Annotated in this window: 20 protein-coding genes and 2 pseudogenes; 13 read left to right on the forward strand and 9 right to left on the reverse strand. The window is 38.7% G+C overall.

Annotation, left to right across the window (positions count from 1 at the left end; translation table 11 throughout):
* Positions 1-35: 35 nt before the first annotated feature.
* The 4 genes from lgt to MCO_RS07210 all read left to right on the forward strand — a co-directional run bounded on the left by lgt (position 36) and on the right by MCO_RS07210 (position 4,188).
* Positions 36-914 carry a prolipoprotein diacylglyceryl transferase gene (gene lgt, locus MCO_RS07195; protein ID WP_007553473.1) on the forward strand — a complete coding sequence of 293 codons (879 nt, stop codon included), beginning with the start codon at positions 36-38 and terminating at the stop codon, positions 912-914.
* The gene (locus MCO_RS07200; RefSeq protein WP_007553474.1) at positions 889-1,968 is read left to right on the forward strand and encodes a class I SAM-dependent methyltransferase; all 1,080 of its coding nucleotides are present in this window, start codon (positions 889-891) and stop codon (positions 1,966-1,968) included. Before lgt ends, MCO_RS07200 begins: the two co-directional genes overlap by 26 nt.
* A 94-nt stretch (positions 1,969-2,062) precedes the next feature.
* Positions 2,063-2,845, forward strand: a complete 783-nt coding sequence (pgeF, locus tag MCO_RS07205) for a peptidoglycan editing factor PgeF (RefSeq protein ID WP_007553475.1) — start codon at positions 2,063-2,065, stop codon at positions 2,843-2,845.
* A 410-nt stretch (positions 2,846-3,255) separates the two neighbouring features.
* A complete protein-coding gene (locus MCO_RS07210; protein WP_007553476.1) occupies positions 3,256-4,188 on the forward strand; it encodes a ribose-phosphate pyrophosphokinase in 933 nt (310 codons plus the stop codon).
* Here the strand turns inward: MCO_RS07210 and MCO_RS07215 are convergent.
* Complete coding sequence (locus MCO_RS07215; RefSeq protein WP_007553477.1) at positions 4,185-5,684, reverse strand: ATP-binding protein; 1,500 nt, start codon at positions 5,682-5,684, stop codon at positions 4,185-4,187. The two genes, MCO_RS07210 and MCO_RS07215, sit on opposite strands and share 4 nt — an antisense overlap.
* Positions 5,685-5,969: 285 nt before the next feature.
* Here MCO_RS07215 and MCO_RS07220 point away from each other — a divergent pair, with 285 nt between their 5' ends.
* Both MCO_RS07220 and pth read left to right on the forward strand, forming a co-directional pair.
* On the forward strand, positions 5,970-6,596 hold the full coding sequence (locus MCO_RS07220) for a 50S ribosomal protein L25/general stress protein Ctc (RefSeq protein WP_007553478.1): 627 nt from the start codon (positions 5,970-5,972) through the stop codon (positions 6,594-6,596).
* A gap of 80 nt (positions 6,597-6,676) precedes the next feature.
* Complete coding sequence (gene pth / locus MCO_RS07225) at positions 6,677-7,291, forward strand: aminoacyl-tRNA hydrolase (protein ID WP_007553479.1); 615 nt, start codon at positions 6,677-6,679, stop codon at positions 7,289-7,291.
* Between the two features lie 105 nt (positions 7,292-7,396).
* On the opposite strand, the gene MCO_RS07230 is transcribed toward pth, so the two are convergent.
* Positions 7,397-8,146 carry a L,D-transpeptidase gene (locus MCO_RS07230; protein WP_007553480.1) on the reverse strand — a complete coding sequence of 250 codons (750 nt, stop codon included), beginning with the start codon at positions 8,144-8,146 and terminating at the stop codon, positions 7,397-7,399.
* Between the two features lie 258 nt (positions 8,147-8,404).
* Here MCO_RS07230 and ychF point away from each other — a divergent pair, with 258 nt between their 5' ends.
* Positions 8,405-9,508 (forward strand): redox-regulated ATPase YchF, encoded by a 1,104-nt coding sequence (ychF, locus tag MCO_RS07235; RefSeq protein WP_007553481.1) that lies wholly within the window; start codon positions 8,405-8,407, stop codon positions 9,506-9,508.
* A 719-nt stretch (positions 9,509-10,227) separates the two neighbouring features.
* Here ychF and MCO_RS07240 read toward each other — a convergent pair.
* From MCO_RS07240 to petA, 6 genes and pseudogenes are all read right to left on the reverse strand, one after another.
* Positions 10,228-10,668: a PRC-barrel domain-containing protein gene (locus MCO_RS07240; protein ID WP_007553482.1), complete on the reverse strand. Its 441-nt coding sequence runs from the start codon at positions 10,666-10,668 to the stop codon at positions 10,228-10,230.
* A gap of 247 nt (positions 10,669-10,915) precedes the next feature.
* Positions 10,916-11,611, reverse strand: a pseudogene (locus tag MCO_RS07245) (cytochrome c1).
* A gap of 125 nt (positions 11,612-11,736) precedes the next feature.
* Positions 11,737-12,111 carry a hypothetical protein gene (locus tag MCO_RS11585; protein WP_007553485.1) on the reverse strand — a complete coding sequence of 125 codons (375 nt, stop codon included), beginning with the start codon at positions 12,109-12,111 and terminating at the stop codon, positions 11,737-11,739.
* A 26-nt stretch (positions 12,112-12,137) separates the two neighbouring features.
* Complete coding sequence (locus MCO_RS11280) at positions 12,138-12,374, reverse strand: cytochrome b N-terminal domain-containing protein (RefSeq protein WP_007553486.1); 237 nt, start codon at positions 12,372-12,374, stop codon at positions 12,138-12,140.
* A 252-nt stretch (positions 12,375-12,626) separates the two neighbouring features.
* Positions 12,627-12,896 (reverse strand): hypothetical protein, encoded by a 270-nt coding sequence (locus tag MCO_RS11285; RefSeq protein ID WP_007553487.1) that lies wholly within the window; start codon positions 12,894-12,896, stop codon positions 12,627-12,629.
* A gap of 4 nt (positions 12,897-12,900) precedes the next feature.
* A pseudogene (gene petA / locus MCO_RS07260) lies at positions 12,901-13,450 on the reverse strand (ubiquinol-cytochrome c reductase iron-sulfur subunit).
* Positions 13,451-14,309: 859 nt separating this feature from the next.
* On the opposite strand from petA, the gene MCO_RS07265 reads away from it, so the two are divergent.
* Positions 14,310-14,786, forward strand: a complete 477-nt coding sequence (locus MCO_RS07265) for a tRNA (cytidine(34)-2'-O)-methyltransferase (RefSeq protein WP_007553489.1) — start codon at positions 14,310-14,312, stop codon at positions 14,784-14,786.
* 295 nt (positions 14,787-15,081) lie between these two features.
* On the opposite strand, the gene MCO_RS07270 is transcribed toward MCO_RS07265, so the two are convergent.
* Positions 15,082-16,335: a CCA tRNA nucleotidyltransferase gene (locus tag MCO_RS07270; RefSeq protein WP_007553490.1), complete on the reverse strand. Its 1,254-nt coding sequence runs from the start codon at positions 16,333-16,335 to the stop codon at positions 15,082-15,084.
* Between the two features lie 244 nt (positions 16,336-16,579).
* On the opposite strand from MCO_RS07270, the gene MCO_RS07275 reads away from it, so the two are divergent.
* From MCO_RS07275 to MCO_RS07295, 5 genes are all read left to right on the forward strand, one after another.
* The gene (locus MCO_RS07275) at positions 16,580-17,611 is read left to right on the forward strand and encodes a MoxR family ATPase (protein WP_007553491.1); all 1,032 of its coding nucleotides are present in this window, start codon (positions 16,580-16,582) and stop codon (positions 17,609-17,611) included.
* Positions 17,611-18,522, forward strand: a complete 912-nt coding sequence (locus tag MCO_RS07280; RefSeq protein ID WP_007553492.1) for a DUF58 domain-containing protein — start codon at positions 17,611-17,613, stop codon at positions 18,520-18,522. Before MCO_RS07275 ends, MCO_RS07280 begins: the two co-directional genes overlap by 1 nt.
* Positions 18,519-21,332, forward strand: coding sequence for a DUF4159 domain-containing protein (locus MCO_RS07285; protein WP_007553493.1), 2,814 nt, complete (start codon positions 18,519-18,521; stop codon positions 21,330-21,332). The genes MCO_RS07280 and MCO_RS07285 overlap by 4 nt, the downstream gene beginning before the upstream one ends.
* Positions 21,332-23,428: a glutamine amidotransferase gene (locus tag MCO_RS07290; RefSeq protein ID WP_007553494.1), complete on the forward strand. Its 2,097-nt coding sequence runs from the start codon at positions 21,332-21,334 to the stop codon at positions 23,426-23,428. The genes MCO_RS07285 and MCO_RS07290 overlap by 1 nt, the downstream gene beginning before the upstream one ends.
* Before the next feature lie 249 nt (positions 23,429-23,677).
* Entirely contained in the window at positions 23,678-24,580 is a 903-nt protein-coding gene (locus MCO_RS07295) for a metallophosphoesterase (RefSeq protein ID WP_007553495.1), read from the forward strand.
* The last annotated feature ends 43 nt before the right edge of the window (positions 24,581-24,623 follow it).

A 24,623-nucleotide genomic window follows, 5' to 3' on the forward strand; every position in this document is an offset into this window, starting at 1 on the left:
TCATGTAACTTCATATAATGTAAAATGCTTAACCAATGAACAATCTTTCTTGTCCAGCCATTTCTTTTCCATCTTTTCTCGACCCTGTCATTATTCATTTAGGCCCTGTAGCTCTTCATTGGTACGGATTTGGGTACGTGCTAGGTATTCTTTTTGCTTGGTGGTATGCACAAAAGCTATTAAAAAAACAAACCCTATGGCATGCAAATCATCCTCCCATGGATAACCAAACGATTGGAGATTTTGTTGTCTGGTCTGCTATCAGTGTCGTTGTTGGTGGCCGCTTAGGACAAGTGCTTGTATGGGATCCTATTTATTATTTTAGCCATCCAAATGCCATTATCGCAGTATGGGATGGAGGAATGTCCTTTCATGGTGGACTCATTGGCATTATCATTGCAATGATCTGGTTTGCCCATAAAAACAATATCAACACACGAGCAATGTTTGATATAATTGCGGCAGGTGCCCCTATTGGTATTGGTATTGTACGAATATGCAACTTCATTAACCAAGAACTATGGGGCAATATCACTTCATACCCTTGGGGCGTTTGTTTTCCCCTAGATCCTCACTATCTACCGCGCCATCCAAGCCAACTTTATGAAGCATTCATGGAAGGATTTATTCTCTTCATCATCTTATTCATTCTTATTTTTGCTTTCAAAGCATTAAAACGCCCTGGTACCGTAGCAGGAATATTTATTATAGGCTATGCAATAGCACGCAGTATTTCAGAGATTTACCGCGCACCTCAAGAAGATCCTGAATGGTTTTCTACCCTCTTCCATTCTATGGGATTTACCTATGGCATGGCTTTATCTCTTCCTATGCTTTTTTTGGGGTTTTGTCTCCTTTTCCGAGCCTTCAAACACAAATCTACAAAAAATGGTTACTCTCAAAGAAAAAATTAAAGAAATTATTACGCTTAATGGGCCAATCACTGTCAGTCAATATATGACATTAGCACTCACAGATCCGCAGTTTGGCTACTATCAAACACAAACACCCTTTGGAAGAGCTGGTGATTTCATTACAGCTCCTGAAATAAGCCAGTTATTTGGAGAGATGATTGGCATTTGGACTCTTGCAAACTGGAAAGCTCAAGGTTGCCCCCATCCTTTCATTCTCGCTGAAATAGGTCCAGGACGGGGAACTTTGATGGATGATATTTTGCGTACCATTCAAAAATTATCCACCACGGCATTTAATGCTGCTGAAATTTTTCTTATTGAAATAAGTAAACAGCTTGCAAAAGAACAAAAAAAGCGTCTTTTACCTTATAAAAAACAAATCTGTAGCATTGAAAGTTTTGATCAAATCCCTTCAAAACCTCTCTTCTTAATTGCCAACGAGTTCTTCGATGCACTCCCCATCAACCAGTATATTAAAGTCAAAGGAGAATGGAAAGAACGTCGCATTGCAATCAATCAAGATGGAGACTTCATATTTATTGCTGACCCGCGAAAACTTCTTTCTTCCTTCTTACAATCCTATTGTTCTGAAATGCCTGATGGAACAATTTTCGAACATGCACCCTCACGGAATCAATTAATGCAACAAATCAGCAACCATTTTGTACAAATGAGAGGTTCTGCTTTGCTTATCGATTATGGTGCTTCTGATCTTGCATTTGGTGATACACTACAAGCGGTCTCAAAACATAGATTCCGTGATATTTTTGATGCACCTGGTGAACATGATTTAACATCACATGTTGATTTTTCCTTTTTAAAAAAAATAGCCCTTGAACAAGGCTGTTTTGCTGAGATTTTAGAACAAGGAGATTTCCTTTTGAAAATGGGACTTCTGGAACGCGCAGCACAGCTTGGAGCTAACAAAAGCACCACATTGCAAAACCAAATTCGCCAAGATATAAACCGATTAGCTGGCCCAACTCAAATGGGTAAATTGTTTAAAGTGTTGTATGTAAGTGATAAAAACATACCATTGCCTCCTAAATTTTGATTCCCAGCGATAATGCTCCAAGCAATAATACATATTGACAAATTCTCACACACCATTCTCACTTTAAAAATAACCATCCACATAAGGAACTTTTATGAATTCTGTGCTTCATCCTATCCTTGCAAAAGATCTTTCTGCTTTACATCCATATGGGATAAGGCACGGTTTTTTTACACGTCAAGGCGGTGTTTCAAAAAGCCTTTATAAAAGCCTTAATGTTGGACAAGGTTCCAATGATCATCCTAAACATATTTCACAAAATCGCATTTTAATCGCTGATTATTTTGGCGTTGAGGTGCAAAATTTAATCACTGTTAATCAAATACACTCTTGTGAAATTGTTGTTGTTAATCAAGCTTTTATTGATGAACCTCCTAAAGCTGATGCTCTGGTTACAACCACACCAGAACTCATAATCGGTATTCTTACAGCAGATTGTGGACCAGTTCTATTTGCTGATCCTCAAGCAGGTGTCATCGCTGCAGCACATGCTGGCTGGCGAGGAAGCTTAAATGGAATTGTAAAAAAGACAATTTCTGTTATGGAAGAACAAGGGGCCAAAAGGCAATCAATAACAGCAGTCCTTGGACCTTGTATTGGCCCTTGCCATTACGAAGTAACAAGCGAGTTTTACAACCAATTTATTGATTGCCAGAATAAGTTCCAAAAATATTTTTTAAAAACAGATAAAGTAAATCACTTTCGCTTTGATCTATGGGCATTTATTATGAATCAACTAAAAGAAGCAGGAGTTTATGCTTCTTGTGTGGAGCTTTGCACCTATCAAGATGAACAAAACTTTTTCTCCTATCGCCGTACAACACACCGCAACAAACCTGATTATGGACGGCAAATTTCTGCTATTATGTTGAAATAATAAGACCTTTTACACTGTGTTTATTTTTAATAATCCATTAACACACAAAATGTAAATGTTTCGGCTATTATTATTTTCAATATTTAGTTGTGATGATTAAGTTAAGACAAATTCTTTTTCTTTTAACAACGGTTTCCTTTGGTCCATTTCATACATAAGGCATAGCATTGAAGCTATTCTTTTATAAAGAAAGCAAAAAAAGCTTAATCAATATGTACCTCTCTTCTCCATGGATAAAAAACTTTGCTTTAAAAATAATAAAAATCTTTGAAGAAGAAAAAACAAAATGCATCCCTCTTTAATAATGGTAGATAAAATTGTAATGCTTTCGTAATTGTTTCCTTGCAATCTGGTGACAAGAAGTTAAAAGCCGTTGTTGCTCTCTACTGTAATTATTTAAAGGTTCTAACATGAAACTTTTCTGCGGAAATTCTAATCCACGTTTAGCTGAAGATGTTACAAATTATTTAAACATTCCCTTAGGTAAAGCAACTGTGAAGCGCTTTGCTGATCAGGAAATTTTTGTAGAATTGCATGAAAATGTCCGCGGACAAGATGTGTTTGTTTTGCAATCTACCTCCTATCCTGCAAACGATCATTTGATGGAATTGCTCATCATGATTGATGCTCTTCGCCGTTCTTCGGCGCGTCGTATTACAGCTGTGATACCCTATTTTGGTTACGCTCGCCAAGACCGTAAACCTGGACCAAGGACTCCCATTTCCGCAAAACTTGTTGCCAACCTGATCACTGAAGCAGGAGCCCATCGCGTTTTAACATTGGATCTTCATGCAGGACAAATTCAAGGTTTTTTTGATATTCCGACAGATAATCTCTATGCGGTTCCCGTCATTTCTCGCGATGTCAAGATCCATTACCCTCTTGAAAATGTGATCGTTGTTTCACCTGATGTCGGTGGAGTAGTACGCGCACGCTCACTTGCCAAACGCTTAAACAGTTTGCTGGCTATTGTTGATAAACGTCGTGATCGTCCTGGAGAATCAGAAGTGATGAATATCATTGGAGATATATCTGGAAAAGATTGCCTTTTGCTCGATGATATTGTTGATTCAGGTGGAACGCTATGCAATGCAGCGAGTGCTCTCCTTAAACACGGTGCCAATAGCGTCACCGCTTACATCACACACGGTGTTCTTTCTGGAGATGCTATCGGACGCATTACCAACTCAGAAATGAAAGAATTGGTTATTACAGATTCAATTATGCCGACACAAGCAATTGAAAAAGCACATAATATTCGTGTTTTGCCAATTGCCGACCTGATTGGAGAAGCAATTGCAAGAACAGCAGCAGAACAATCTGTTTCAAGCTTATTCGGTTAAACTGGTTCCTTTGGATCTCCTAGTGCTGTTTCTACACCAAGATCAGGAAAAGCTATAATGCGTTGACCACTAAAATGCGTATGAATAATAATGAGTCCACGCTCTTCAAAGTAGGTTAAAAGTCGACGTGCACGACTTAAAGAATGGGTTCCATAAAGACGTGCCAAAAATGCATCTGATGGACATGGTTGTCCGCTCAAAGCAGCTTGTGCTACATTCAAAAAAACACCTTGGACATCATCCTCCAAACTTTCTGATAGATGTAGAACGCGTTTCCAGCTTTCGCTAACAGCGGTTTTTTCATCAACACAAGCCTGAGCAATAGCTAATTTACGCCGAAATTGCGAAAGGTTTAAAAGTTCTCCTGACAAACCATGAATACGGCAACGAACTAAAAAATCTTGATAAAGCACCGCGGTTGAACGATAAAAAGCCTCAGGATCATCAAGAATTTCCCGAATAACGCGTTCTGCTTGTTTATCACGATCAACGATAGACAGTTCAGGAAATAAGCTTGGTTCTTCTTCTAACAATTCTTGTTTTTTATGAACTGCCTCTTCTAACATCTCATGAATTGATTTTTCTTTCACCAACTCTCGTGATTGTTTAAATGGAATTAAAATTTCCTCCGGTGAAGCAGTAAAAACAAGCTCTTTTACATCAGCCCGCTCTGTTGGAAGTGGCATTAATTTTGGGCCAGAAGAACGCGCCAATGTTTCGACAGGACCAATGATAATCGGTAAGGAACGCCTTGATAAAGCGGGACCTAAAGCTATAAAATGACCGCGCTCAAGATCTCTAAACATTTCCGCTTGGCGACGCTCCATTCCCAAAAGATCAGCAGCACGCACCATATCAATATCTAAAAAAGTCCGTCCTATTAAAAAATTTGAGGCTTCAGCAGCTACATTTTTGGCAAGTTTAGCCAAACGCTGTGTAGCAATGACACCAGCAAGACCACGCTTGCGCCCTCGACACATAAGATTAGTCATAGCACTAAGTGAAATTTTACGCGCTTCATCAGAAACTTCTCCTGCCGCTGCTGGAGCAAATAATTGTGCTTCATCGACAACAACGAGCATGGGATACCAATAGTCACGTTCCACATCAAATAATGCACCAAGAAAAGCCCCTACAGCGCGCATCTGTTGTTCAGTATCTAAACCTTCAAGGTTGAACACCACCGAAACCCGATGTTGACGAATGCGTTGAGCAATACGTGTCAATTCTAGTTCGCTGCGTTGAGCCTCCACAATAACATGACCAAATTTATCTGCTAAAGTGACAAAATCACCCTCTGGATCAATTACACAGTGCTGTACCCATGAAGCGCTTTGTTCAAGAAGACGGCGAAGAAGATGAGACTTTCCTGAACCAGAATTGCCTTGCACAAGAAGACGCGTCGCTAATAATTCTTCTAAATCAACAAAAGCCGGCACAGATTTATGCAAAGCACGGCATTCTGCCATCTCACCCAAGGCAATTTCAACCTTCATAATATCTCCACTATTTGATTTTGAATATAACAGCTAGTAAGTTATTTATTCTCCATCTAAACTATGCTTGTAACATTTCCTCTTATCCGACGATAGAAATCATCGTTTTTTCCCACAACTCTTGCATCTGTGAATAGTTTGAATTATAGAAAAACTTCTGCGTAGACACCCTTGGAGGCAACGCAGAATGGAGCAATCGCTGCTTGACAGTGCATATCTTCATATTCATGCAAAAACTGTTGTTGGTTTTTGATGGATCTCCAATCATGTAAAAGGACTTAAATCATGAGCAAAAGCTATATTCTTAAGGCCGAGATACGCGAGCGGGTTGGTAAGGGGTCCTCCCGTGAACTTCGCCGCAACGGTCTCATTCCTGCTGTCATTTATGGTGAAAAACAGCCCCCTTTGGCAATCACAGTTCCCTATAAAGAAATTTTCCACAAAATTCACGCTGGTGGCTTTCGTACCACTGTTGCAACTATTGCAATTGGCAAACAAAAAATTACGGTTTTACCAAAAGATTACCAATTGGATCCCGTGCGTGACTTTCCCTTACATGTAGATTTCCTCCGTATTTCAGCAAAATCTGTTGTGGAAGTGAATATTCCAGTACACTTCCTCAATGAGGAAACAGCTCCTGGACTTAAAAAAGGAGGTGTCCTCAATATTGTTCGACATGAAATTGAATGTATCGCTCCAGCAAATGCTATCCCTGAAGCAATTGAGATTGATCTCTCCAGCTACTCTATTGGTGATTCTATACATATTTCTGCAGTGCAACTGCCGAAAGATGTTACTCCAGTCATCCAAGATCGAGACTTTACTATTGCAACCATTGCAGCTCCTGCTGGCATGGATGTCAGTGATGAGACTTCTGAGCAAGAAGATGACGAGAACAACAAAGAAACTTGATAAATTTTAACAGGCGGGAATTTCCCCCGCCTTAACTTTTTAGATATTTATTAACCGCTCATACTTTACTGAAGGTACGCATGTGGCTTATTGCTGGTCTTGGCAATCCTGGTTCACAATACCAAAATAACCGCCATAATATCGGTTTTATGGCTATTGATGCTATTTACCAATCCTTCTCTTTTTCTCCGTGGTCAAAAAAATTTCAAGCCGAAATTTCCAACGGTCTCATAAATGGTGAAAAAATTTTTCTTATAAAACCTCAAACGTTCATGAATCTCTCCGGCCAAGCTATTGGTGAAGCCTTGCGATTTTATAAATTAGATTCGAAGAATTTGATCATTATTTGTGATGAGCTAGATTTAACACCGGGAAAAGTACGTGTAAAAATCGGTGGAGGGAATAATGGACATAATGGTATAAAGTCTATTGATGCCCATTGCGGTAATGATTACTGCCGTATACGATTAGGGATCGGACATCCTGGAATCAAAGAACTTGTTCATCAGCATGTTTTAGGAAACTTTACAAAATCTGACCAAGAATGGTTATCCCCCCTTTTAGAAACGATTGCAAAAAATATTGCTTTCCTCATAAAAGGTGACAAGTGCCTCTTTATGAACGAAATCTCACAAACAATGAAAAACAAAGATCTTCACAATAACGACCCATTTTTCCAGAACATAAAACAATAATACTACTTGGTACAATTCTTGCGCATAGTACTCTTTTTTAAGAAAGATCGAGCAGAAAACCTAAAATGATCGAATGGATACTAAATAAGCTTACCCTGCTTAGAATTAAAAAATTTCACTTGGATCTGGATTGATTGTTGACTGTAATGGATCGTAAACATTTGATTGTTGACTTAAAACACGAGGTCTACTCTCACCATTTTGCAACACCACTACACGCGAACCAGTGGGAACACGATCATAAAGATCAATAATATCTTGATTGAGTAAACGTATACACCCGCTTGAAATAGCGTGACCAATCGACCACGACTCGTGCGAACCGTGAATGCGGAAAAGGGTATCCTGTCCATTTTTGAAAAGATAAAGTGCTCGTGCCCCCAATGGATTATCAGGACCTGGTGGCATTCCTTGCCCCAAATGACCATAACGTTCTGGTTCTCGAGTCATCATTGCCGCTGTAGGAGCCCAATTTGGCCATCGGCGTTTGCGCTGCACAACCCCTTCACCTTCAAATGCCAACCCTTCTTTACCAACCCCGATACCGTAACGCAAAGCTTGCCCATTTTCACCAATAAGGTAAAGAAAACGCTCCTGTGTATCTATAACCAATGTACCAGGTGGATAAGACGTATAATAAATCACTTTTTGACGCCAAAACTTTGGATCAATTGTCGAAAGATCAACAGCAGGCAATAAATAAGGCTCATTTGTTACAGGTCCATACAAAGCCTGCATTTCTGCTGGGATATACCGAACTTGTTGAGAGGAAACAAATGACACATCTGACTGACGCGTAGCACATCCAACCAAAGCCAAAGATACTGCAATTAAAAAGGCATAACGAGATAACACTCTTATATTTTCTCCAATTAATTTTTCATGTAGACTTGCTTACTATGAAAAACTTAGCACATTGTTAACGTTAATTCTGACTTCATCTTATGATATAAGATAGGGGATATTTAGAATACGACAAAAAAGCAGATTAGCTTATCTAACATAGATTTTTTTACCGACAACAACAAGAGACTATGACTCTCCTCAAAATATGCTATAGAAATTCTAGAAAATTTTATCTTGACCATAAAATCAATAGAAAAGAAGATATCCATGGGTTTTAAATGCGGTATTGTGGGATTACCTAATGTTGGTAAATCAACTCTTTTTAATGCATTAACAAAAACAGCCACAGCACAAGCTGCCAATTATCCTTTTTGTACAATCGAACCCAACACGGGTGAAGTCGCGGTTCCAGATTTACGAATGGAAAAAATTGCCTCTATCGCTAGTTCAAAAGAAATCATTCCTACACGCATTAGTTTCGTTGATATTGCCGGACTTGTACGTGGCGCGTCAAAAGGTGAAGGTTTAGGCAATAAATTTTTAGCCAATATTCGCGAAGTAGATGCCATTGTCCACGTTTTGCGCTGTTTTCAAGATGAAGATATTACCCATGTAGAAGGACGCATCGATCCCATTTCTGATGCCACAACTGTTGAAACGGAACTCATGCTCGCGGATCTTGAAAGTCTTGAGCGGAGAATCTTACAAATCCGTAAACGTGCAACCGGAAAAGATAAGGAAGCTTTAACGATTCTTCCCGTTATGGAAATAGCATTAGATTTGCTGCAGAAAGGAAGTCCTGTCCGCTTATTACTTAAAGATATCTCTTCCGATGAACACCACATCCTTGAGAGCTTAAATCTTTTAACTTCCAAACCCGTACTTTATGTGTGCAATGTAAGTGAAAATGACGCCGCTCATGGAAATAGCTTTACCCAAATGGTTGAAACAATGGCAAAAGAGCAAAACGCTCAAAGCATTATCATTTCTGCTTCCATCGAAGCTGAAATCACCCAACTTAATGATGCAGAAGCCTCCGAGTATCTTAATGCCCTAGAACTTTGCGAACCAAGTCTAAATCGCCTCATTCGCGCTGGCTATAATTTGCTTGACCTCATTACTTATTTTACGTGCGGACCTAAGGAAACACGAGCGTGGACAATTACGCGTGGCACGAAAGCACCCCAAGCAGCTGGCGTAATTCACTCAGATTTTGAACGCGGCTTTATTCGTGCCCAAACCATCAGCTACGATGATTATATTGCTCTGGGTGGAGAAAACGGCGCAAAAGAAGCTGGCAAAGCCCGAGATGAAGGAAAAGAATACGTTGTGCAAGACGGCGATATTATGTTGTTTAAACATAATACATAATACCTACTTCATCTCAATGTGTTACATTTATTAAGCAAATAACAAAGCGTTTCTTTAATGAAGAACACCTCTCACGGAAAATGGTGCGTTGTTGTATTACTCATTCACACGCTTGCCTTAAAGAAACATCTCTCGTTGCCCTTAATCCTATTTTACAGTTCCGCCTGTAAAGGTTATAAGCTAGCATCATTATTTCCTTTGCAAACTCCAAATGATGCAACTATTCTTGCATTGAGACAATCCGTGTGAGACATTTCTACTTCTTTCTTAAACGGCTCTTATCCACACAGTGATTCCTCTTGTGAAATAAGAGAATGATTTTTGTGCTTCATCATAAGGGGAATAAAATGAGAGAATATTCCTGTATTCAAGACTCTCATTCAAATCGTATAATGATAAATTGCCTTTATAAATGAGTTATCCAATGTAAAGAACATCTTGTTTTATGAATCTTTTTAAAGATGGGGGATAGAATTCTCAAACGCTCCTCTAAATCTACAAGTATCCCCTTTGAGGTATTTTTAGATACGCTAGCCATCTAGAGCGTTTTACTCTAAACAAATCAAAATCTTTAAAAAACTACCTCACCTCAAAAAAATTATGCCTTTAAATTCTTTAAGAAACTGAAATAATTTTACCTTCAAAAAACACGAAAAAACAGTTGCTACCATTTTATCTATAATAGCAACGGTTTTGTCTATAGAAAATGGAACGCAAAATTAACGTGCCCAACGTCCTTCATATTTAAATGTAGGAGCTTCCTTTAAAGAATCCTTTGTTGCATTCGTAATAAGTTTCCACTTGCCATAATCATTTGTCATCTGGATTGTTTCTGGAGAAACAACTACATAACTCTCCCCTATACCAAGGAAACCACCAATCGCAATAACAAACCCCGCAATGTTATTTTCACGCAAAATAATATCTTTTACTTCACCAATATTTTCATCTTCTAAATTGTATACATTTGCACCAATAAGACTTGAAGCAACAAAATCAGTTGCTAAAGGTGTAACATAACGCACAGACATATCTGACCCCACCTGAACGATACCCATCGAAGAAATCATTTCAGGTTTAGAAGGTACAGTGAAAGACTGGGCATAAGTACTAGAAGCCATCAAAACTGACATAAGAGTAGTACATGCAATTTTTTTCATTTTAACATCTCCATTTTTACTTTGCTTTTACTTTACAAAGCCTCAATGCATCGTAACCGGATTTGTTCCCTATACTTTCTCAATACCAGAATCTTAGCCTTTTCTCCTTTTCAATCTTTTGTTTTCTTCTCAAGTTCCTCCTCTAAACTATACCAGATACGGACTGTTAAAATATAAACAAGCCCTCCCAAAAAGATGAGAAATAAAATAACACGAAAACCAGTTTTTTACGAAACTCCATGTGGAATCAGCAGCCCACATCAAAAAAAGCAGAAACATCACGTGCATAATGTTCAACTGTTTCAGGAGTCCCATCCTCATAGGATACAACACCATCCCTCAGAGGAGGTGCCATAGTCAAAGAATTACTTGCAATAAAATAAGATTATACCAATAACCATCAGCATTTTGTATTCTCTAGTACCTTTTGATATCCTGTTAAAAGAGCCGTAATATAATCTAGACCAGCAGCATTATAATGAATCAATACATCAGTAATCAAAGCAGGAAACGGTAAATATACAACACGTGCACGTTCCATTAGTGATAAATCTGAAGGATAAGCGCCCTTAAGAACAAATTTTGCTTCTTCTTCATTAGCAAAGAGAGAAGGAAAAGTGTCTGTTGCAATACCTGCGCATTTAAAAAATTTCCCTTCTCGATTAGGTCCATCGCTTACTTCATATTGCCTAGCAAAAACCTTAATCTATTCCTGATCATAGCCAAGCGCTTTCAAATCACAAAAAGCTACATATTTTAACCCATGGCAACTAGAACAAACCTGTTTATAAATTTTTAACCCACGCCGTAATTGCGCCTTATCATAAACCCCAAATGGTCCTGAAAAGCTCCATTCCTGTTTTTTAGGAGATTGTAAAGGAAAAAAATAGACTCCCTCTGTATCAAAGACATTACCAGCAACACTGTGAGAGGAAAAACTCATCACTATTATAACAATCAATACAATAAAAACTTTTACCACAGAACATTTTTTTCTGTTTCAGATCTTCAATAATTGAGAAGGAAGAGAACGACTCTTTTCAAAAGAAGGGAGGAGCGGTAAAATAATCAAAAAGAATATAAAATAATATGCTGTAGCCAATTACGTCTATAAAAGAGTTCTGTCACTGATTTCTTGTGAACCAAGCCAACCAAGTAAAAACAACATCGATAATTAACGCCCCCAAAAAAATTATAAATAGGTCGATATCTTGCGGGACATATTTTAGAGCAATCTAACCATGGGGCAAAAATCAAAACGAAAACCGAACCAGCTAAGAGAACAACACCCAGAAAAGTTGATGAAAGAGCACCAATATTAAAGGTTATAGCACGCAACATCGCATAAAAAGGCAGAAAATACCACCCTGATACCACACCAAGAGGCGCCTTTAAAGGATCGGCGGCGCTATAATTTACAGCCTGTCCCATATAATCAGGCATATAAAACAAAAAACAAACCAAAAAGATCAAAAAACAGTAATGGCAAAAATATCTTTGATAAGCGCATAAAGCGCAAAAGGAACAGATTCCTCATCTGATTGCATTGCAAGACCGGTTGGATTAGCTTGCCCAATTTGGTGGAGTGCAAAAATATGCAGCCCCACAAGAAAAAGCAAAACAAATGACAATAAATAATGGAAAACATAAAAACGGTTCAAAGTTGGTTGTCCTACGCTATAACCACCAAGAAATGTTTCATGCAACCACGTCCCCACCAAAGGAATAGCTTTTAAAAGGCCTGCAACAACTTAAGCTGCTGAAACAGACATCATCCCCCAAACCAGCACATAACCCCAAAATGCTATGCCATCATAATGATATAGATACCCCCCCGTGATTCAAACCATTTCTCGCATATTTTTATAAGAACCATAATAAAGAGCACGTGCTAAATGGATATAAACAACAATAAAAAAGAACGAAGATCCTACAACACAATGCCATGGACGAAAAAGCTAACCAAACTGCCCCTTACGCCTAAAACGTTCACCAGTTTCAAAAGCTAAATGAACATCTGGCACATAATGCAGTGCTAATACAATACCGGTAAAAAGCTGTGATAAAAGCGTAACGGTCACAATACCGCCGAATGTATAAAAATAGTTAAGATTACGTGGAACAGAAAAAATGACAAATACATTATAAAAAAGACGAAAGAGAAGCAAACACTTACCAAACCAACGAGCAAGAGCACTTTTGGGAAAATAGAAAAGAAATTTTGCCATCACTTTATCCTATTTTCAGCAAAGTACCAGAAAGAAATTGATAGGGCAGAATGACTAAATTATAAGGAGCAAGCCCTGAGCGCACTCTTCCAGATGTATCATAAGCAGCGCCATGGCATGGGCATACCCAGCCCCCAAATTTACCTGATTATCCAAATGTTATACAACCTAGATGCGTGCAAAGATTAATGATAATAAGCCAATTCTCACGTCCATCGCCTGCAGAACGCGCGAAATCCGTAGCTTTTTCTTCACCTTCAAGATTAGGATTACTCGCCTGACAATCTCTAAGAATATCCAATTTGGTAGCACGAGCTTCAGAAATTTCTTTTGCCGTACGGTTGCGAACAACAACAGGTTGTCCACGTCACTTGTCTGTCGCTGGCATCCCCTCTTCAATACCAGAAAGATCAACTTCAACAGAAGAAAATGCCAAAACAACCTCATAAGGGCGCATTTGACAGATAAAAGGCTACATAACTGCCCCCAATTCCAACTGCCCCTGTAATACCTGTCACCAGAAACAGAAAAACCCGTCTTGTCTGCTCACTCATTACCTTAACTAAAGGAGCCTATCCCCTAAAAGATTTTTTACCATACCCTTCCCCATTACATAATCCCTGATCATTTAGCCTCCTCAACCATGAAAAATATCCCTCAAAAGACTTTTTGTCATTTATATGATTTGTTCTTTTTTGTCTTTCCCTAACTAAACGCAATTTCAATAAATAATTGAGCATAAACATTCCCCATACTTGCTATCTTCAACACTTTTTTGTTTTTCAAATCCTACATTTGGAAATTAAAATTTTCTTATTCCAATTGTAGATACAGCTTCAACATTCTCAAGCTCTATAAAGCAATATTCTTAGATATATTATCTTTTACAGCTAGCCTATTTACTACGAAACCCTAGAATTCCTTTGATTTTTGATTCACTAAATATTCTGCTATTTCCTCTACCAACAATATCGAAATTCTGCGTATAATCTGCTTTATCATCTTGTCGAGATAATAAAGCTTGTCTCATAATTAATACTTATAAAAGAAATAATAAAAGCCTATTTGACAACTGGTATGACTCCACGAGCGATCTTTATTGTTAATCGAATTCTTTCACGGATAAACACCTGACTCAAGCAACAAAATGTTGCGAAAAAAATAAACTGGACATTCTCTGGATAGGATACATTTTTCTAATCATCCAAATCTGTATTGGAACTCATTAATCATGATCATTTTTCACTGTTCATGCTTTACTCATCTGATAACAAATCTAGGAGCATAGCTTTTCCTTGAAATCTAAATTGAATAACAGGTAAACACAAAAATTACGTGCTTCTCAATTATATTTTTTGAATAAGATACAGAGCTTCTTTACAAACACGAAAGAAAAATCATACTACATGAAATATGACACTTCACATTGCTCTTTTTCAACCCGATATTGCTGGTAATACTGGAACAATTTTGCGTCTTAGTGCCTGTTTTGGTTTACATGTGCACATTATTGAGCCCGCAGGCTTTAATTTGTCAGATCGCAACCTTAAGCGAGCAGGGTTGGATTATCTTGAATACGCCTCGCTAGAGCGACACATTGATTGGCAACATTTTATAAAAAACATGAGACACTTTAACCGTCGCCTTTTGCTTTTGAGTACAAAGGCAAAAACATGTTATACGCAGATATGCTATCAGAAAAACGACGTTTTACTTTTTGGTCGTGAATCAGCTGGAGTTCCCGACTATATTCATGAAGCCGTTGACTGTGCACTAAAAATTCCCATGCAACCACACGCACGTTCTCTCAATCTTGCAATGAGCGTCGCTATAACAACAGGAGAAGCGCTTCGCCAAATTGGTTATAATGAGAAAAGAAAAACTTCATAAAGAAAATACAAAAATCTCATTAAGAGATTCAATACATTGATAAAAACGCCCCATGTATTGTACATAGCCTATAATTTTCAAAAGAACGCAATCACCACATTTTCCTAGGACCTACAATCTCTTAAAATTTTATAATCTTCAAAGCACCTTTACAAATCATCTGAAAAAATTATGCAAAATAAGATTAAGAGTTGGAAGCTAAACACTTCACCGCACCATTTCCGCTACCAATAATCAAGCAACTACAAACAATCCTGCCATAAAAATAACAAAAGCTTCTTTGTAAAAGTCCGTATTATGGATTAACTCTTTCTAATAATGCATTACGATCCATTAAAAATCCGCTTTCAATCCATATCATTTCTAGCTCTTTAAGTTTTTTCCCCAAAAGCACTCCTTTAGAAAAACCTTTTTTTATCAAATCTTTGCCTTTAACAGGAAACGTTGGAATCTGCCATTTTTGAGCAAGCTGATAAAGCCTTTCATAATCTTCTACTTTTTGCGAAATCCCATTTCCCTCAAAAGCATCAGTATGTGCTGCTGCTACAGATAAGGACAATTGGTCCAAAACCGGCTGTCGACCATGAAAATAAATCAATTTTTGCACGAAACCATCTGAACAGTTTTGACTAATCATTTTTAACTCTGCCCATTCCTTTAACCGCATTGTTTCTTTATGAGAAAAACGCAAGCGATGCGCCATGTCATGAAGACGTACGGGGTCAGGAGGAAGAAGACTTTCTAGCCGCAACAATGGATCGATTTTCCAACCAGAAGCCTGTTCTGCTTTCACCAATGAATGGATTGCATCAATTCCCCATTTTTCTGTTTCAGGGAGAATGCGTGTTAAAATTCCACTTTGACGCATCCATAAAAGAGCACGTATTGGATCTGAAGCAGCGAGAAGTTTTTTTATTTCTCCCCAAATGCGCTCAGATGAAAGTTTTTGCAGACCATTTTTTAAACAAACACATGCTTTTAACCCTTGCACATCAGGTCGTCCTGTTCCATACCAAGCAAAAAAGCGAAAAAAACGCAAAATACGTAAATAATCTTCGCGAATACGACTTTCTGCAATACCAATAAAACGCACTGTTCGGCTGGCAATATCATCCAAGCCTCCTACATCATCATAAAGCTGCCCAGCAGCATCACAATAAAGTGCATTAATTGTAAAATCCCGCCGCTCAGCATCTTTTTGCCAATCACGACCAAATGCCACTTTTGCATGACGACCATCCGTTTCAATATCAGAGCGAAGCGTTGTTATTTCATAAGAACATGACTGAGAAACCACAGTCACTGTACCAAACGCAACGCCTGTAGGAATAGCTTTAAATCCTGCCTCTTCTGCGCGTACTATAACCTGTTGTGGCAAACAGGTTGTCGCAATATCAATATCACTAATAGGCTGCCCTAACAGCTGATTGCGCACTGCTCCCCCCACAATACGCGCCTCTTCACCCTCCAAAGACAAAATACGAAGAAGTGTTTGGACATCACTATGCTGTAACCACTCAACCTGCTTAAAATTTTGTCTTATACTCACCCTTTAACCTTTCAAAAATTGTCCTCATTGCCTTAATCAAATATCCTCATGAGGGCAATATTTCTAAGCTATCCCTTATACAACACATCTGTTTGTTCCAAATAGATTACTCTGTGTATGTACGAATATAAAAAAACAGCATATTACACTTCTTTTCTCCTCATTTTCTGTTACAAATTATAAAATATCCATTATTATGCAGAGAAAATCAGTGATTTTTCAATAGACGCCTTAAGGAAAAAATATGAGTCAACCTGATACATCATCCAATTCTCTTAAAAAAGCTAATATCAATCATGAAGCCCAAGAAATTATTAATGATATTGATACAACACACAAAGAATTGGATATTTTACAACGAGAAATTGATAAAGTTATTTTTGGACAAAATCATGTGATTGAATATGCTTTAATAGCTATTTTTGCTGGTGGACACACTCTTCTCGTGGGTGCTCCAGGGCTTGCTAAAACGCGTCTTGTTGAAACTTTGGGAACAGTATTAGGACTTGATGAAAAACGCATCCAATTCACTCCTGATTTAATGCCTTCGGACATTATTGGTTCTGAAATTATGGATTCAGATAAAAATGGTAAGCGTTCTTTCCGCTATGTTCCAGGCCCTATTTTCACCCAACTTCTCATGGCTGATGAAATTAATCGCGCTTCTCCTCGCACGCAATCAGCTCTTTTACAAGCCATGCAAGAATATCATGTCACTGTTGCCGGTAATCGTTATGATTTGCCTCAACCTTTTCATGTGCTTGCAACCCAAAATCCTTTTGAGCAGGAAGGAACATACCCACTTCCTGAAGCACAACTGGATCGCTTTTTGATGCAAATTGATATTGACTACCCTGATTTAAGCACAGAACGACGTATTATTTTAGAAACAACGAGAGAGAAAAACAAAAAAGCAAAACCGATTTTGTCAACTCAAAAACTGCAAAAAATTCAAAAGATCGTTCGTAAAATGCCACTCTCGGAAAATATTATAGAAGCCATTTTAAAGATTGTCCGTTCAGCCCGCCCTCATAAAGACAATACTCTTGCAAATGCTTATATTGCTTGGGGACCTGGTCCTCGAGCATCACAAGCGCTTTCACTCTGTGTCCGCGCCCGTGCCCTTTATCATGGGCGTTTAGCTCCCTCACTTGATGATGTTGAGGCATTAGCTTACCCCGTATTACAACACCGCATGGCACTCAATTTTTCCGCACATTCTGACAATATAACCATAAAAGATGTTATCAATAATCTTGTGAAAGACACTCTCTGATGGCTATTGGTAAAAAAGTTTCAAAACAGCCTCCAATGACCCTTGCGGTTAAACTGCATGAAAATGCAGCGAAAATGCCATATTTTCTTCTACAAGCACGTCAAATCGCCAAGACACTGATAACTGGATGGCATGGACAACGTAAACGCGGCAACGGAGAAAACTTTTGGCAATTTCGCCCTTATGTTGAAGGAGAATCCATTACACGCATTGACTGGCGTCGCTCAGCACGTGATGAACATACTTATCTACGCGAACATGAATGGGAAATGACACAAACAGTTTGGTTTTGTCCTGATCAAAGTGCATCTATGCATTACTGTTCGCGCTTTTCCAAAATCTCTAAGGGTGATCATGCTATCATTCTTACCCTTGCATTGGCATCACTTCTAGCCAAAAGCGGTGAACGTATTGCTATCCCTAACTTAATGTCACCTACAATGGCATCCAATATACTAGAACGGATGGCATTAGCTTTGACAAATCATCAAAGTGAAAATCCATTTTCAAACTTTTCAACGATTACGCGTTTTTCGCATGCTATCATAATAAGCGACTTTCTTGATCGTCCTGAAAAAATCATTCAACATTTAAACACTTTATCTACGAAGCAGGTCACGGCTCATTTAATTGAAATTGCTGATCCCGCAGAAGAAAACTTTCCCTACAAGGGTCGCACAGAATTTTTTGACCCTGAAACGAAGGAAAAGCACATTTTCGGAAAAGCAGAAAACCTTCGTAAGCACTATTGCGAACTGTATCAAGCAAGGAGACAAGAATTAGCAAATTTTTGCTCACGCCAAGGATGGACCTATCACGTGAGTACAACAAACCAGCCCTTCACAGAAACCATTTTGCATCTTGCAAATAAAATGGGGTGCCCTCCATCTCACAGCAGGAGGTTGTTTTGAGTTTTGCTGCTCCCTTGCTATTACTAGGACTTTTATCCCTACCAGCCATTTGGTGGTTGTTACGGATAACACCTCCATCCCCGCGTAAAGAGCTCTTTCCTCCTTTGCGCTTTCTACCAAAACCAACAAATCAGCAAGAAACCGCAAATCATACACCTTGGTGGTTACTGGTATTACGGTTAATCATAGCGGCGCTCATTATTATCGCTTTGGCACAACCAACTTGGAATCAAAAGCCAATTACACTCTCTGGGTCTCATCCCCTTGCACTCATTATCGACAATGGATGGGCGTCAGCGAGAGAATGGGAAAAACGCATTTCTATTGCCAAAACTCTCCTTGCACAAGCAGAAAAACATCAAAAAGATATTTATTTACTTGCAACTGCTGAAAATGATAGCCCCAATATAGTCCCCTTGCCCGCAAAAACTATAAAACAACATTTAATGCATTTACAGCCTCACCCTTGGCCTGTCAATCGTATGTCAGCTCTAAAAAAACTCATTGAAATAAGCAAAGGTAAACCCCTTGATATTGCTTACTTAAGTGATGGATTACAAATAAGTGAAGATGATCAAACTTTCGCTCTTATTAAACAATTAAAACCCAAAACACTCTTATGGTACTCAGCTGATATTTCGGATTTGATCGGCATAGCGGCCATAGAAAATAACAATGGAAACATGGTAGCGCGCATCATCCGTCCAACGACACGTGGCAAAACTCCAGCTACTCTAAGTCTTTACGATGCAAACAATAAATTGCTCGGACAATTTACAACAAACTTTCTTGAGGGAGAAACAACAGCGCTTGTTTCATTTAATGTACCACTTGAACTCCACAATGATATTGCTTGGATAAAAATCAATAACCAAGCACATGCTGCTGCTACTTTCTTAGTAGACAGCCACAATAGAGTAAACCGTGTTGCTCTCCTCTCACTAGGTACCAATGAAATGGTACAGCCTCTGCTCTCTCCATTTTACTACATTATCAAAGCCTTACAAAGCCACACACAGCTTATAACAGCCGGTGGAAGAGAACTTTCTACTGATATTGATCACTTACTCAAACAAAGTCCTTCTGTTTTCATTATGGGGGATATTGTGAACATGTCGGAAGGAGCAGAAAAAAAGCTGTCTAATTTTGTAAATAAAGGAGGAACACTCATTCGCTTTGCAGGGGAGAATCTGAGTACTGCAGAACACTACGATAGCCTACTACCAGTATCACTGCGTCCTGGAAAACGTTCACTTGGGAGTATTATGTCTTGGACTAAACCGCAAAAACTTGCGCCTTTTGCAAAAAATAGCTTCTTCTTCGATCTCCCTTTTCCAGAAGATGTCACTGTCACTCGCCAAATTCTAGCAGAACCAAGCTCAGATCTTTTTGAAAAAACATGGCTCAGTCTTTCTGATGGAACACCCCTTATTACAGCAACGCGTCGTGGCAAAGGAACACTCATTCTTATTCATATCGCTCCCGATCCCACATGGTCAAATCTTCCACTTTCTGGCTTTTTTGCACAAATGTTGCAAAAACTGATCACATTGAGCGCCTATGAAAACACAAACCCATCACACATAAAAAACATAAAAAAAGGAACAACAATACAAAATCCTTGGCGAACAGTGAATACCGACGGGCAATTACAAATGCCCCCTCCTCATGTTGTTCCATTAGTCCTTGATGGCCAAGAGCCGCCTCTTCCTTCTTATTATACCCCACCTGGACTCTACGGCATAAAAAATAATTTTTATGCACTTAATCTCTTAAATCATTCATCATACTTGATGAAGCAATCATCATTACCATCCCCTTTAAGCAAGAGTCCTTTATCTTACAATACAAAAGAAAAACATCTTACTGGCCCACTTTTAGGATTGGCTCTCTTATTATTCGCCTTTGACAATTTTCTCATGTTATGGATGGGAGGTGCTTTTTTTCTAAACCGGCGGCGCAATATACTCCTTTTCCTCCCCCTTACAATAGGTATCATCGCCTTATTTTCATATAATCCAACAGTTCATGCACAAGGTACAGAAAATAATAATGAAACCATAGTACAAGCAGCTGGTTCTACACATCTTGCTTACGTGATAACGAATAATCATGAAATTGATAAAACGAGTAAAAGTGGTCTAGAAGCCTTAAGCCAATTTATTGCAGAACGTACAATGCTCTTGCCAAGCTCTGTGATAGCACTTGATCTCGATAAAGATGAACTCTCCTTCTATCCTCTCATTTACTGGCCAATTGATGCTAACAGTCCTGTACCAACTCCAAAAAGCCTTGAAAAAATAAATAACTTTATGAAACACGGAGGCACTATTTTATTTGACACACGTGATCAGATAAATACCGACCTTAATCTTGAAGGAGCTGCCACCCCTGCTACACAAAGATTACGAACCATCTTAAAGGGATTGAACATTCCAGCCATTGAACCAGCATCAACCGATCATGTTATTGCGCGTTCTTTTTATATTATGCCTGATTTTCCCGGACTCTATCGTGGTTCACCTTTGTGGGTTGAATCATCATCAACAAGTAAAAAAAACAAAAGCTTTCTTGCTACGGGTGATAATGTAAGTTCCCTTCTGATCACCGCGAATAACTTTGCTGGTGCTTGGGCACTAAATGAAAAAGGCATGTGGAAATATCCTCTTATTCCTAATGATCCAATGCAACGCCTATGGGCATTTCGTGCAGGATTAAATATTGTTATCTATGTGCTTACAGGAAATTATAAAGCTGACCAAATTCATGTTCCGGCACTCTTAGAACGCTTTAAAAGAGAAAGAAGGTAATGATAGCATTCATCACTTTTCAACCTTTTTTACCACTCTCTTGGATTCTCCTCTTAAGTGGATTATCCATATTTTTCGTCATTATTGGCCTTATTACACAACGTCAAGGCTCTTTATTCCGCTTTATAGCATTAACCGCACTCATCCTTGCTCTGCTTAATCCCATGATCATAAAAGAGCAGCGTGAACCAGTTAAAAGCACTGTAGGCATTGTTATTGACCGCAGCAAAAGCCAAACGTTTGGCACACGCACAAGTGATAGTGATGCAGCACGCGCACAATTAACCAATGTATTGGCGCAGTATCCGCAATTTGAGCCACGCTTTATTGAAGCAGGAAAACTCGCTGATAATCAATATGCGCACTCAACAAATTTATTTAGTACTTTAACACAAGCACTATCTGATGTCCCACCATCTCGTTATGCAGGTACAATCTTCATCACTGATGGGCAAGTCCATGACATTCCATTACTCTCAGAACTTCACCATCAAGCACCTGTCAATGCTCTTATAACAGGAAGATCAGATGAATTTGACCGCCAAATCAAAATTGTTTCTCCTCCCCGCTTTGCCCTTATTAATAAACCACAAATGCTCTCCATCTTGGTAGAAGATAAAGGACAATCCCAAGAATCTCTACCAACGCAAGCAAACATTACTATAAGTATCAATGGACAAGAAGTTGGCCATTATTCTGTAACTCCTGGCGTTATTTTTCAAACTGAAATCACTCTTCTTCATGCTAAAAAAAATATCATCCAAGTTACCACCGATGCGCACAAAGGTGAATTAAGCTTTGAAAACAACCGTGCTATAGCTATTATTGAAGGAATCAGAGAAAATTTGCGTGTCCTTCTTATTTCAGGTGCACCTTACAATGGTGAACGAACATGGCGTGATCTTTTGAAGGGTGACTCCAATATTGATCTTGTTCATTTTACTATTTTGCGTCCCCCCAACAAAGCAGATAATACACCATCAAGCCAATTATCACTTGTAGTCTTCCCTACAAGAAAACTCTTTGTTGAAGAGATCGGTAATTTTGATCTCATCATCTTTGACGGCTACCAACACTCTGCTGTTTTTCCATTAATTTATTATGATTATATTGCCCAATATGTACAAAAGGGTGGTGCGTTGCTGATGGTAACAGGGCCTGAGTTTACCCAACAAAACTCGCTTGCAAAAACACCTTTAATAAGCATCTTACCCGCACGACCAAATGGTGCTATTATTCAAAAACCTTTTCGTCCTCAATTAACAAAGGAAGGTGAACGTCATCCTGTCACAAGAGGACTTGCAACACTTAATTATCCAACCTCTCAGTGGGGAAAATGGCTACGACAAATTGCCATTCAAAACAGATACAAAGGCACTGCTCTCATGAAAGGAGCTGATGAGCAACCACTTTTACTTCTTTCCCATGTTGGTAAAGGACGTGTAGGCATGTTGCTTTCCGACGAAAGTTGGCTTTGGGCAAGAGGTTTCGATGGAGGAGGTCCTTATGCAGCTCTTTATCGCCGAATTGCTCATTGGCTTATGAAAGAACCAGAACTTGAAGAAGAAAAGTTAAGTACCACCAGCGACCAACATCGTTTAATGATTCACCGCCAAACGCTCAAAGATCACCCCGAGCCAGCTGAAATAACTTTTCCTTCTGGAAAAAAAGAAAATGTTACCCTTACAAAAGAACAGGAAGGTGTCTTTACAGCAGCTATTAATACTGATGAAATAGGCATTTTTACCATCAAAAATGGCAATTTAACAGCGCTTTCTTCTGTAGGGATATTTGATAATCTCGAATTGTTTGACTTAATTTCAACGGAAGAAAAATTAGCCCCCATCAGTAAACAGACTGGCGGGCACATTACACGTTTATATAATAAACAAAGGAAAAGCATTCATCTTCCCCCCCTCAAGGTAATTCGATCACAAACAAGCCCAACATCCTCCTCTGCTCATTCAATTGTTCTGAAAGAAGCAACGGAGACCCGTTTAATCAATACCTTCTATTTTTCGATCTTTTCTGGTTTTTTTGCGCTCCTTGCTTGTCTTTTACTGTTGAACAGCATGTGGTATCGCGAAAGCCGTTAAAAAACTGAGTATTTATACCAAAATCTAAAAGTGCAATGCTTCTTACAAAAAAATATACGCCGATGAGATGAAGAATAACATGGAGTATCATACTCCCTTTTTGTCATTCAAAAACCAATGAAGCATAAATTCCCCAAAGTTTTTTGACATTTATGACAAACTGTTTTTTATTTCACAATCCCATCTTACTTCCCAAATGCACTGGATTGTTTTACAATCTTTTTTATTGCCTAACTTGTTTTCAACGCTATGCTAACACCTATGTTTTATCTTGCCCATATATCGGATGTGCATCTTTCACCTCTACCGCAACCTTCCTTATTTGAACTTTTTGGCAAGCGGCTTACTGGCTATCTTAATTGGCAAAGAAAACGTAAGAGCCAAATGGCAACAAATGTCCTAGAAACTTTGATGGACACCTTAAAAAAAACAAATCCTGATCATCTTGTAATCTCTGGAGATCTTGTCAATCTTGCTCTCGACAAAGAATTTGAACAAGCACACAATTGGTTGCTTAAGCAAGGACAGCCTCAAAATATTTCTTTAACATTTGGTAATCATGACGCCTATGTCCGTGGAGCATTCCTAAAAGCCTGTACTCTCTTCCAACCTTGGATCAAAGATGATTTTCCTCCTCAAAATGCCTTTCCCTTTCCTTATATGCGCATTCGCAAAAATATTGCTATTATAGGGGCCTCCTCAGCCATAGCTACACCACCTTTTCAAGCTTTTGGTTATTTTGGTAAAATGCAAGCGCAAGCTTTATCGCAACTTTTAAACGAAGCAACAGCACGCAATCTGTTTCGTGTTGTCATGATACATCATCCTCCCTTTCATCATGCAACCTCTTGGCATAAAAAATTATGGGGCATCGAACGTTTTCTAGATGTTATCAAACATCATGGCTGTGAACTTGTTCTTCACGGACATACCCATTTACCCACACTAAAGACCGTTGAAGGAACAATAGGAAAAATTCCTATTGTTGGTGTTGCTTCCGCATCGCAAGCTTTTGGTGATAAAAAACCACCAGCAGGTTTTAATTTATTTGCCATTGAGCGTTTTCACCATCGTTGGAACTGCCAGTTGCAACGCTATAATCTTATCAATAAAAAAAATGAAATAACGTGTACTGAAATAATTAATCTTTAAACACTCTGTAAGAATAGCCAAAAAGTTGTAAAAAAAGCAAAAA

The organism is Bartonella sp. DB5-6 (genome assembly GCF_000278115.1).
GTDB classification, from domain to species: Bacteria; Pseudomonadota; Alphaproteobacteria; order Rhizobiales; family Rhizobiaceae; genus Bartonella; species Bartonella refiksaydamii.